Raw genomic sequence first — 11,056 nt, 5'->3', positions numbered from 1 at the left:
CTCAGCGCCGCAAGCCGAGCGCGGCCACGAGGCCTGGATCGACGACGTGGGCGTCGCTCATCAGGCCGAGCCCGTCGAACAGGTTCCAGAACGACCACCCGAAGCCCGCCCGCTCCGCCGCCTCGCGCACGTCGCGGATGTAGGCGGCGCGATCGGGCGCGCGCGCGGCCGTGAACCGGGCATCGGTGCGCAGAGCCCCGAACTCGCCCATGAGAACAGCGGCGGGCGGGATGCCGTAGAGGTCGGCCCAGGTCGAGACGGGGGCCATCGCCCGGGCGATGTAGGCCGGGCCGGGCTCGGCCGCGAAGTACTCGCGCAGCTTGGCCTCGATCACCGCCAGGTCGCGGGTCTTCTCCGCCTGCGGGACCGCGGGGTTGGCGTCCATGCGGGCCCGGACCGCCGCGAGGGTCTCCTTCAGGCGGCCGTGGGTGCCGGGCCACGGCACGGCGTTGAGCCAGCGGTAGAACGGCTCCTCGGTGAGCCACGTCGCGCCCTGGTGGGAGAACAGGTAGGGCTCATAGAAGTGAAAGGTGTAGAGGATCGGCGCGAACGTCCGGAGCGAGGCCGGATCGAGGGCGGTCAGCCCGTCGGCGAGGCTGCCGCAGGCGCCGGTCGCGACCAGGGTGAGCGACGGCGCGGCCGTGCGCGCGGCCGTGAGGAGGCTGGCCTGGACGCGGTTCCAGGCGAGCGCTCCGCAGGCCTGCGGCGGCTCGTTGACCGGCTCCAGCGCCACCCGGTCGGCGCCCTTCCTGGCGCACAGACGGGCCAGATCGGCGACGATGAGATCCCGATAGGCCTGGAAGAGCGTGGCCCGGTCGGACCCGTAGAAGGCGTCCGGCGTGTAGTGGTGCGTCGCCGCGTTCGCCTGGACATTGACCAGGACGCGCATCCCATTCGCCAGCACAGCGTCGATCGCAGACGACAGATCACCAAGGAGTTGGCTGCGCCGCGCGCCGGTAAAGGCGACGAAGGGACCGGGATCGAGCGGAAGACGCGCGAAGTCGAAGCCGAGCGCCGCGAGCTGGCGCAAATCGGACCGGCTCGGGACCGGCCGGTCCGCCTGGAAGGGCGGCCAGGCATAATCGGTTCGCGGGGCGGGAAATTCGGTGGTGAGCGAGAACCAGGGCCAGAGCGCGATCCCGCGGCGGAGCCGCAGCGGCTCCACGTCGCCCCGGGCCGGGCGCGTCCCCGCCGCCGCAACGGCGAGGCCGCCCGCCAGGAGGGCCCTCCGGCTCGGCATTACAACTCCGTTCCCGCGGTTGCGCGGGCGGGCGCGACGACGGGCGGCGGGCGGCGGGGTGGCGCCTTCGGATAGCCGCCGACCTGCCGCACCTCGTCCTCGTAGGCCGCCAGCACGTCGTCCCAGCGGAAGCTCTCGGCGCGCCGCCGCGCCGCCGCGCGGGCGCTGTTGACCGCGGTCGCGTCGGCCAGCACGCGCTCGATCGCGGCGGCGCAGGAATCGCCGTCCGTGAAGTAGAACTGCGCCTCGCCCGCGGTGCCGCGGTTGAACGGGTTGTCGTGGGCGATCACCGCATTGCCCGCCCACAGGGCCTCGACCAGCGAGGGGTTGGTGCCGCCCACTGTGTGTCCGTGCAGGTAGGCGCGGGCGTGGACCCGTAGGGCCTGGACCTGGTCGGCGTCGTAGATGGCGCCGGGGAACAGCACCTCGGGCGAGGCGGCATCCTCCACGGCGCGGTGGTAAGGATCGCCGACCTTCATCGTGCCGAGCACCACGAGCCGCATCCCCCTCGGCCGACGCGAGAACGCCTCGACCAGCGTCAGGATGCTGTTGTCCGGCTCGATGCGGGCGATCGAGACGAGGTAGCGATCAGGTTCCAGGCCCAGCGGCGGCAGCCCGAGACCTGACGGCGGCGGGTCGCCCCGTAGGGGATGGTCGCGATGGCGTCGCGCGTGCGGCGCTCGGCGAGATGGTCGGCGATGGCCGGATGGTCCGCGACCAAGCGCTGCGACGACCAGGCGGCGATCCACTCGCTGACATAGAAGAACGCCCTGACCGGCAGAGACCATTTCGGGCGGCGCCACTCGATCCCGTCCATGTTGGTCAGGATCCGGCCACCGCGGGCGCGCAGATAGGGCAGGAACACCGCCCCGTTATAGCCCAGCACGAGGCAGACCCCGTCCCGATTGGCGGCGTCGTGGGCGCAGATCGCGTCGAAGGCCAGCGTGGCGGCCGGGCCGCGCAGGCCGACCTCGACGGTGATCAGCTCGACGCCCTCCCAGAGGCGCGACGAGACCCGTGTGCCCACGCGATCGACGTCCTTCTGGCAATACACCCCGACGCGCCAACCGCGGCTGACCATATGGAGCGCGAAGCGTTCAGCGAAAGTCTCGAATCCGCCATGGGCGGCCGGGATGCCGCGCGTTCCGAGAATAAGTACCGCGGGCGCGCGATCCGACATCGTCCTTCCTTCTCAGCCTGCCCCTCATATTGTATTAGGCCGGTGAACACCAACCCTGTAAGTCAAATTTTCAACCTTAGGTCCATAGTTGATCACGGGAACCAATCTTTTGGCGTGCAGACCGACATAGACGATGACTTGTTCCGGGGATGATCGCGGCGTGCCTGCGCGGGGACTACGCATAACCTGCGTGCACCAGGGCTATGAACTCTACGGGTCCGACCGCTGCTTCATCGAGACGGTGCGCGCCATGCGGGCCGCCCATCCGCGGGCGGAGATCGACGTGGTCCTACCCCAAGCCGGCCCGATCGTCGCGGCCTTGGAGCCCTATGCGTCTCGAATCGTGGTCGAGCCGCTCTGGATCCTGCGTCGCAAGAACCTGCCGCGCCTCGCCACGCTGGGCATGATGGCGCTGCCCGGTGCGGTGCTGCGCGCGCTGCGGCGGATCCGTGCGAGCGATCTCGCCTACATCAACACCTCCGTCGTGGCCGATTACCTGCTGGCCGCCCGGCTGAGCTCCGGGCGCAGCATCGTGCACGTCCACGAGATCGCGGAAGGAGCGGTGCTGGCGGTCCTGCGCGGGCTGATCCGCTGGAGCGGCGCCAGCGTGGTGTTCAACTCGCGCGCCACCGAGCGCGCCTTCGCGCTGCCGCCGCGCCGCCTGACGCGGGTGGTCTACAACGGCATTGCCGGGCCGGCCGAACCGAACCCGCCGACCTACGACGGGACGCGTCCGCTCCGGGTGCTGATGCTCGGGCGGATCAGCCGGATCAAGGGCCAGGACGTGCTGATCGAGGCGCTGGCCTCCCTCCCGAAGGCGACGCGGCGGCGGATCGAACTGCGCATCGTCGGCAACGCCTTCGAGGACGCGGCCCGCGAGCGCGCCCTGGCGACGCGAATCGCCGAGACCGGCCTGTCGGACCAAGTCAGCCTCCAGCCGTTCGTGGCCGACCCGGCCGCGCTCTATCGCTGGGCCGACGTGGTGACCATGCCGTCGCAGCGGCCCGAATCCCTCGGACGGGTGGCCATCGAGGCCATGTCGTACGGGGTGCCGCCGCTGGTGACCGCGATCGGCGGGCTGCCGGAGGTCGCCGATGACGGCAGGACCGGATGGATCGTGGCGCCCGGCGGCCCTCAGCCGCTCGCCGACGCGCTGGCGCGGATCGTCGCGGAACCGGAGGGCTGGCGAGACTTCGGCCGCGCGGCACGCGCGCGCTACGAGGCCCACTTCTCGGAACGCGCGGCGGCCGACGGCATCGCCACCATGATGGAGGCGACCTTGAGCCGATCGGCAGCGCCGTGAACAGGATTGCCAGCCCGTGCGGAACCGGAGGCAGCCCCGTATTCGGCCGCGAATGGTCCGGTATCGTGTTCCATGTTATGAGCGGCCCGCTCCTCGACCGGAACCAGTCTAGGGCGACTGATTTAGAGAGCACGCAAGTGGGGTGAGCACCGGTCGAAGGTCTTGCCGGCGATCTATCCGGGTTCAAGCGTGGCAGCGGACGCGCCGCACTCGCGAGAATCGGGCCTTTATCGGCGAAGGGAACGCATTTTGATGGATATTGCCCATTTCCTCCAGCAGATTATCGAGAAGGTCTCGGCCGAGAATCTGCTCGCGGCGGGCATGCTGTTCGCGACCGCGCTCGGTTGCGCGCTGATCGCCTATCTCCGGACGGCGGAAAAATACTCGTTCGCGGAATTCTTCGAATTCGCGATTCCCCGCGAGGTGATCGCGCATCCGTCCGCGCGGGCAGACCTGCTGTTCTACATCACCCGGAAGGCGATCATGCCGTTCCTGCTGATCCCGGCCGGCGTGACCTTCGTGGTCGCGGTCGGCTATGCCACCAACCGCGTGCTGGGCGCGATCTTCGGGATCCACGAGCCGGTCTTCGGCGCGCCGGGACCGATCACCGTGGTGATCTTCACCGGGACGATGCTCCTCGCCTACGACCTCTCCTACTACCTCTATCATACGGCCCAGCACCGCTATCCGTTTCTCTGGGAGCTCCACAAAGTCCATCACTCGGCCGAGGTCATGGTCGGCATCACCAAGGATCGGGTGCACCCGCTCGACGAGTTGATGAACCGGGCCTGGGACGGGGTGATCCCCGGGATCTGCTTCGGGATCTGGAGCCTCGTCGCTCTCAATCCCGTCGAGCTGACGGTGTTCGGCATCAACGTCTACATCATGCGCAACATCCTGATGATGGACTTCGTGCGGCACACGCATTTCAAGATCTCGTTCGGGCCGCTGAACAACGTCGTGCTGTGCCCGCACTGGCATCAGCTCCATCACTCCACGGCTCCGCAGCACTACGACAAGAATTTCGGCCTGCTGTTCTCCTTCTGGGATCGCCTGTTCGGGACGCTGTGCGTGCCGGAGCCCAACGAAGATTTTAAATTCGGGCTCGTCGATCGGGATGTTGCCGACTATCAATCCCTCTCGGGTCTCTACCTGCTGCCGCTGAAGAAGATGGGCCGGCGGATCACGCGGCAGGCCCGGCGTTTGCGCGGAGCCGTGTCCCAGCCGCGTCCGGGCGCATGACCATGGCCCTCGAGCGCTTCGAGACGGTTCGAACGAGCGAGCGGCTGGGAGAAGTCGGTGCGGCCTGGACCGACCTGTGGCGGCGCAGCGGCGCCCTCGTGTTCCAGAGTCACGCCTGGATCTCCGCCTGGTGGGCGAGCGCGCCGGATCGGGAGCGCCGGGCCCTGGCCATCGTGCTGGCCTGGCGCGGGGAGTCGCTCGTCGGCGTGATGCCGCTCGCGACCGTGCGCCGGAAGGGCCTCCGGGTTCTCGAATGGGCCGCGAAGGAATGCGCGGATTTCGGTGACGCGCTCCTGGCCCCCGGGACGGACCGGGATCTCGTGCGGCGGATGTGGCGCCATGCCGGCCAGGCCGGCGGTTTCGACCTCGCCTACCTGAACCGGCTCCTTCCGGGCGCCGCGGCCCGGGCGCTGATCGACAGCCCGGGCGGCGGGATCCGGCTGCGCCTGAACCATCGCGAGGAGGCGAATTGGCGGGTGCGCGGCCCCTGGAAATCCGGGGCGGCGTGGTTCGACGCGCAGTCGAAGAAGACCCGCCAGAACTATCGGCGCGGCCAGAAATTCATGAGCGAGCGCGGCGCGCTGGCCTTCCGCCTCCTCGGTCCGGAGGAGCCGCTCGCACCGGTTCTCGAGCAACTGACCACCTTCAAGCGGGCCTGGCTCGCGGCCCATGGGCTGGACTCGACGGCGTTCTACGACGAGGGATCGCAGGCTCTGCCTGCCATGGTCGAGGTTCTGCGCGAGACCGGGCTGCTCCATGCCTTCGTACTGGAATGCGGCGGTGCGGTCGTGGCGGTCTCGATCAACTTCGTCCAGGCGGGCGCCATGATGGCCTTCGTCACCACCTACGATCCGGCCGCGGAGCGGGGCTCACCCGGCATGGTCCTGATGATGGACTACATCATGTGGTCGATCGACCACGGGTTGCAGACCGTCGATTTCCTGTGCGGCGACGAGGGCTTCAAGGGCCGTTTCGGCACCGAGAACCTCACCCTGGCCTCGCTGATGGGCGCGCGCACGCCGCAGGGCGCGGCCGCACATTTCGTGGACCGCGCCCACCACGCGTTGCGGGGCCGCTTCGGAAAACCGGCGGCGCCCGTGGACACGGCGCCGGCCGCCGAGGCTGTCAGCTGACGGGAATGATCCCTTCCGGACACGTCCGGCCTCAGGTCGCGCAGGCGGCGGGCGGCGCGGCGTGCGACATGCGCGCGAGGCTCCGGAAAGCATTCACCGACCAGGCCAGCGTGGCGATCTCGGAGGCGAGCAGGCCGAGGAGCGCGGTGGCCGCCGGCAGGAGCAGGAGGGCCGGCACGATCAGGGCGAAACCGAGCGCAGCGCTTGCCACGGCGCCCGCCGTGATGGTCCGGAACGCCGCCGAGGCTTCCAGGTAGGCGCGGGGAAGCGCGTAGAGCAGCGAGACGGTGACCACCGCCCAGACGCCGAGCCCGATCCATCCGAGCGGCGCGTCCGCGAACCGCCCCTTGAACAGGATCTCCTCGATCAGCGGCAGCAGCGCGGCCATCGCGGCCCCGTAGGCGAGGCAGGCGCAGCCGAGCAGCGCCGCCTGGCGGATCACGATCCGCCGGGCCGCCTTGGCCTGCCCGCTCGCGCGCAGCCGGATGATCTCCGGCAGGACCATGTTCATCAGCGCGCTCGTGGGAATGCGCAGGGGCGCGTAGAGTACGAGGGTCGCCGCGATCGGGGCGTAGGCGGCCGGGCCGGCGAGAAGGGCGAACAGCAGGGTCAGGCCCTGGCCTTGCACTGTCAGGCTGGTCACGCCCGCGAGCGACCACGCCAGGGTCGGCCAGATCGCCCGGTAGCGCGCCCGGGCCCGCGCGTGCAGCGAGATCCGGAGCCGCTCCCGGAGCACCCCGTAGGCCACCGCGATGGCGACCGCGTGAGCCAGCGCGATCGCCGCGAAGGCATGATCGAGGAGCACCGTGCCCGAACCGTCGAGACCGAGTGCCGCGAACACTGTCCCGCAGGCGGCGTAGACGACGTCGCTGAGCCCGGCGATCCGCGGACGGCCGCGGGCGAGGAGCACGATCCGCAGGTAGCTGCGGAAGGCGTAGAGACCCACGAAAGCCCCGGCCGCCAATGCGCCGAGGCCGATCACCGGCACGAGGGCGAGCCCGACGCCGACGCCCATCACGCCGGAGACCAGCAGCGCGCCGGAGCCGAACATCACGTCGTAGCCGAGAGCCGCCGGCCGTCCGATGCTGCGGGCGACATGCAGGGTCGCCGGAACCGCCACCAGCGCGCGGATGTAGGTGATGCCGACGGCGCCCACCGTGAACACGATCGCGAACAACCCGTAATCGTGCGCGTCGAGCTCGCGCACCAGCAGGATGTTCAGGACGAAGTGGAACAGGCTCTGGGTCAGCTCGCCGGAGAGGATCACGGCGAACCGCCCCGAGACGGCAGCCCTCAGCGCATCGAGCAGCCGGCCGGGCCGCGTACGGCCGCCATCCGTCGTGCGCAGAGGGTCTTCGGAATACGACATGGGTCTCGACATACGCGTGCGGGCAGCCTCTCCCCGCAGACAGTGAGAGAGGCTGCCCGCGGAGACCTAGGCGTCAGGGATCGGCACGGCATCCGCACTGTCCCTGAAGCTCGGCCTAGCCCCGCTACGTTCCCGGAGCGTGTCTGGTTTCACGTTCGAATTCGTCCTTCAGTGCGGCGAGACAGCGCGCGAGGTCATCCTCGTCGGCCCAGACATGCGGGCTGACGCGCAAGGCCTGCGCGCGCTCACTCACGAACACGCCCCTGCGGCGCAGGCGATCGACGATGCCCGCGGGAAGCCCGCTCGGCGAACGCAATCCGAGGATATGGGGGGCGCGCAGGTGACGCGGCGCGACCGAGAGCGGCAGCGTTGCGGCTGCCTCCGCGAGCCGATCCGTGAGCCCGCGCAGCCGGGCCGTCACGGCCAACACGCCCCAGCCGGCGATCAATTCCAGCCCGGTCGCCGCCATGGGCAGAGCGACGGGATCGTTCAGCTCGCCGCGGTCGTACCGACGCGCGCCGACGGCCGGCGGCCGGTTTCCGAGGTTGTCCTCGATCGCGGTGCCATCCTGCCGGTGGGGCGCGGCGTAGAGGAAGCCGAGGCCGTAGGGTCCCAACGCCCATTTGTAGGTCGGGAAGGCCAGGAAGTCGGGCCGCCAGCGCGCGACATCCACCGGCACGGCACCCACCGCCTGCGTCGCGTCGATCACCAGAGCCGCGCCGGCCCGGTGGACCGCGGGCGCCAGGCGGTCGAGGTCGATCAGGCCGCCGTCGGTCCAGTGCAGCGGGGTCAGGGTCGCGAGCGCGAGCGGCGGGGCGCCCGGGCGCTCGATCGCGTCCAGGATTGCGGCGGTCCAGTCGCCGTCCCGGGGAGGCGCGACCTCCTCGGCGACGAGGCCGTGGACGGCGGCGAGCGTGTCGAATGCGAAGCGCAAGGACGGGAACTCGTCGGCGACCCGCAGCAGGCGCCCGCCCGGCATCGGCTCGATGTTGCGCGCGGCGACGGCCATCGCGTGGCTGATCGAGCCGACGATCGCGACGTCGTCGGCGGCCGCCCCGATCAGCCCGGCGGCGGCGGCGCGGGCCCGCTCGGCCCAGGCGGGGATCGCCTCGCGGGGGTGCTCCCAGGGACGGCTCTTGGTCAGGATGCCCGCCTCGCCGGCCGCGCGGACGGCCCGCGGCAGGGGCGACCACGCCGCCGCGTCGAGGTAGCTGACCTCGGGCGGGACCTCGAAGAGGTGGCGCTGGGACGGGAGCTCTTCGGCGGTCGACATGGCGGGACCGTAGAGGATCGGACCCGCCGGAGCCACGCTCCGGAGCTTGATCGCGCCGCCCCGATGCCGCAAGCCGGCGGACCACATCCGCGAGGCCGCCCGTGCCGACCCACCTGCCCCCTCCCGATCCCGCGCCGCCATGGGCCGCCTGAGCGCCGATTGCTTCGACGCCGCGCCCGCCCCGATGCGGGTCGCCGATGCCGTCGCGCTGATCCGGAGTCGGTTGCCGGTGCTGTCCGGGATCGAGACGGTGGACCTCGCGCGCGGGGATGGCCGCGTGCTCGCCGAGGATCTGGTCGCGCCGATCGATCTGCCGCCCTTCGACAACGCCGCGGTGGACGGCTACGCCGTGCGGACGGCCGATCTGTCGCCCGGAGCAGAGACCCGCCTGCCCCTCGGTGGCCGTGTGCCGGCGGGGCACGCACCGCGCGAGGCCGGCGCGGGCTTCGCGGTCCGGATCTTCACCGGCGCGCCGCTGCCGCCCGGCACCGATACGGTGGCGATGCAGGAGGATGTGCGCCTCGACGGCGGGACCGTGGTCCTGCCGGCCGGCCTGGCGCCGGGCGCCAATCGCCGCCGCGCCGGCGAGGATGTGGTCCGCGGCCGCCTCGCGATCCCGGCCGGCACCCGTCTCGGCCCGCGGCATCTGGCGCTCGCCGCCGCGCTCGGGCTGCCCGGCCTGCGCCTGCGCGTGCCGCTGCGCGTGGCCTTGTTCTCCACGGGTGACGAGCTGGCGCCGGCCGGCGAGCCCCTGCCGCCCGCCGGCATCCACGATGCCAACCGGCCGATGCTCGCCGCCCTCCTCCGCCGTCTCGGCACCGTGCCGGTCGATTTCGGCATCCTGCGCGATTCGGCCGCCTCCGTCCGGGAGCGCGTCGCGGCGGTGGCGGCGGATCACGACCTGATCGTGACCTCGGGCGGCGTCTCGGTCGGCGAGGAGGATCACGTCCGCGCCGCCGTCGAGGCTTCGGGGGGCCTGACCTTCTGGCGCCTCGCGATCAAGCCGGGCCGGCCCGTGGCGCTCGGGCATGTCGCCGGCACGCCCTTCATAGGCCTCCCGGGCAACCCAACCGCCGCCTACGTGACGGCGCTGGCGATTCTCCGGCCGCTGGTCCTGCACCTGTCGGGGGCGCTGGACGCGGCGCCGTCGCTCATCGTGCGGAGCGGCTTCGCCACCGCGAAGCGGCCGGGCCGGCGCGAATACCTGCGCGTGTGCCTCCGGCCGGGCGCCGACGGGACACCCGAGGCCGTCCCGGCGCCCGGGGGCGCCCTGTCGAGCCTGTCCGGCAGCGACGGGCTTGTGGAACTCGCCGAGGACCTGACCGCGATCCGCGTCGGCGACACCCTCCCCTATACCGCGCACGGCGAGCTCGGCTGAGCTGTTGTTCCCGCGCGCGAGCCTGTAGAGCCTCGCGGAGCACTTCCAACACCGTTTCGAGATCCCGTGTCCCTGCTCGCAGACCGCGCCCCCGCCAAGGTCAACCTGACGCTCCACGTTCTCGGGCGGCGGGCGGGCGACGGCTATCACGTGCTCGAAAGCCTTGTGGCCTTCGCGGGCACCGCGGACCGGCTGACCCTGGATCCGGGCGCTCCGCTGGGGCTTTCCGTCAGCGGGCCGACGGCCGGGCCGGCCGGCCCGACGGCGGACAATCTGGTGCTGCGCGCGGCCCGGGGGCTGGCCGCGCGGGTCCCGGACCTGCGGACGGGCGGCTTCCACCTGATCAAGCGCCTGCCGGTCGCCGCCGGCATCGGGGGCGGATCCTCCGATGCCGCCGCGGCCCTGCGCCTGCTCGCGCGCCTCAACGGGCTCGCCCTCGACCATCCGGCGGTCGTCGCAGCTGCGCGGGAGACCGGGGCCGACGTTCCGGTCTGCCTCGATCCGCGGGCCCGGATGATGTGCGGCGCCGGCGAGGACATCGGACCCGCCCTCGGCGTGACGCCGCTCCCGGCGGTGCTGGTCAATCCCGGCGTCCCGGTCCCCACCGCGCCGGTGTTCAAGGCGCTGGGCCTGACGGTCGGCGAGACGCGCGCGGGCGCGGCCCATCCGGTCATCGCCGCGGGTCTCGACCGGGACGCGCTCGTCGCGGCGATCGGCCCGGCCCGCAACGACCTGGAGGCGCCGGCCCTGACCGTGGCACCGGTGATCGGCGAGGTCCTGGCGGCGCTGCGGGCGCGCGGCTGCCGCTGGCGCGGATGTCGGGCTCCGGCGCGACGGTGTTCGCGCTGTTCTCCGACCGCCGCGGCGCCGTGCGCGCGGCGTCCGCCCTGCGCCGTGCCCATCCGGGCTGGTGGGTGGCGCCGACGTTCCTGCGCTGA

7 protein-coding genes and 2 pseudogenes are annotated in these 11,056 nt (G+C 71.7%); 5 read left to right on the top strand and 4 right to left on the bottom strand.

Translation table 11 applies throughout. The annotated features are described in order from the left end of the window. Nucleotide 1: 1 nt before the first annotated feature. Nucleotides 2–1,240 carry a glycoside hydrolase family 5 protein gene (locus M6G65_RS30905; protein WP_250103293.1) on the bottom strand — a complete coding sequence of 413 codons (1,239 nt, stop codon included), beginning with the start codon at nucleotides 1,238–1,240 and terminating at the stop codon, nucleotides 2–4. Next, nucleotides 1,240–2,420, bottom strand: a pseudogene (locus tag M6G65_RS30900) (DUF1972 domain-containing protein). The gene M6G65_RS30905 and the pseudogene M6G65_RS30900 overlap by 1 nt, the downstream one beginning before the upstream one ends. Before the next feature lie 190 nt (nucleotides 2,421–2,610). Here M6G65_RS30900 and M6G65_RS30895 point away from each other — a divergent pair. From M6G65_RS30895 to M6G65_RS30885, 3 genes are all read left to right on the top strand, one after another. Continuing rightward, nucleotides 2,611–3,723 carry a glycosyltransferase family 4 protein gene (locus tag M6G65_RS30895; RefSeq protein ID WP_347710466.1) on the top strand — a complete coding sequence of 371 codons (1,113 nt, stop codon included), beginning with the start codon at nucleotides 2,611–2,613 and terminating at the stop codon, nucleotides 3,721–3,723. Nucleotides 3,724–3,975: 252 nt separating this feature from the next. Next, nucleotides 3,976–4,965: a sterol desaturase family protein gene (locus M6G65_RS30890; RefSeq protein WP_238193972.1), complete on the top strand. Its 990-nt coding sequence runs from the start codon at nucleotides 3,976–3,978 to the stop codon at nucleotides 4,963–4,965. Nucleotides 4,966–4,967: 2 nt separating this feature from the next. Further along, entirely contained in the window at nucleotides 4,968–6,098 is a 1,131-nt protein-coding gene (locus tag M6G65_RS30885; protein WP_373323654.1) for a GNAT family N-acetyltransferase, read from the top strand. Nucleotides 6,099–6,129: 31 nt separating this feature from the next. On the opposite strand, the gene M6G65_RS30880 is transcribed toward M6G65_RS30885, so the two are convergent. Together M6G65_RS30880 and M6G65_RS30875 are read right to left on the bottom strand one after the other, a co-directional pair. Continuing rightward, nucleotides 6,130–7,467, bottom strand: coding sequence for a lipopolysaccharide biosynthesis protein (locus M6G65_RS30880; RefSeq protein WP_238193968.1), 1,338 nt, complete (start codon nucleotides 7,465–7,467; stop codon nucleotides 6,130–6,132). A 124-nt stretch (nucleotides 7,468–7,591) separates the two neighbouring features. Further along, a complete protein-coding gene (locus M6G65_RS30875) occupies nucleotides 7,592–8,740 on the bottom strand; it encodes an aminotransferase class V-fold PLP-dependent enzyme (protein ID WP_250103291.1) in 1,149 nt (382 codons plus the stop codon). 139 nt (nucleotides 8,741–8,879) lie between these two features. On the opposite strand from M6G65_RS30875, the gene M6G65_RS30870 reads away from it, so the two are divergent. Together M6G65_RS30870 and M6G65_RS30865 are read left to right on the top strand one after the other, a co-directional pair. Continuing rightward, entirely contained in the window at nucleotides 8,880–10,118 is a 1,239-nt protein-coding gene (locus M6G65_RS30870; protein ID WP_238193965.1) for a molybdopterin molybdotransferase MoeA, read from the top strand. A 66-nt stretch (nucleotides 10,119–10,184) separates the two neighbouring features. After that, nucleotides 10,185–11,056: pseudogene (locus M6G65_RS30865) on the top strand (4-(cytidine 5'-diphospho)-2-C-methyl-D-erythritol kinase).

The organism is Methylobacterium tardum, from assembly GCF_023546765.1.
Lineage (GTDB): Bacteria > Pseudomonadota > Alphaproteobacteria > Rhizobiales > Beijerinckiaceae > Methylobacterium > Methylobacterium tardum.
This window is presented reverse-complemented; position numbering and strand designations above follow the sequence as displayed.

Excerpts from the sequence above, each read along its gene's own strand:
- M6G65_RS30880 (WP_238193968.1), bottom strand. The coding sequence starts at position 7,467 with ATGTCGTATTCCGAAGACCCTCTGCGCACGACGGATGGCGGCCGTACG.
- M6G65_RS30905 (WP_250103293.1), bottom strand. The coding sequence starts at position 1,240 with ATGCCGAGCCGGAGGGCCCTCCTGGCGGGCGGCCTCGCCGTTGCGGCG.
- M6G65_RS30875 (WP_250103291.1), bottom strand. The coding sequence starts at position 8,740 with ATGTCGACCGCCGAAGAGCTCCCGTCCCAGCGCCACCTCTTCGAGGTC.
- M6G65_RS30870 (WP_238193965.1), top strand. The coding sequence starts at position 8,880 with ATGGGCCGCCTGAGCGCCGATTGCTTCGACGCCGCGCCCGCCCCGATG.
- M6G65_RS30890 (WP_238193972.1), top strand. The coding sequence starts at position 3,976 with ATGGATATTGCCCATTTCCTCCAGCAGATTATCGAGAAGGTCTCGGCC.
- M6G65_RS30885 (WP_373323654.1), top strand. The coding sequence starts at position 4,968 with ATGGCCCTCGAGCGCTTCGAGACGGTTCGAACGAGCGAGCGGCTGGGA.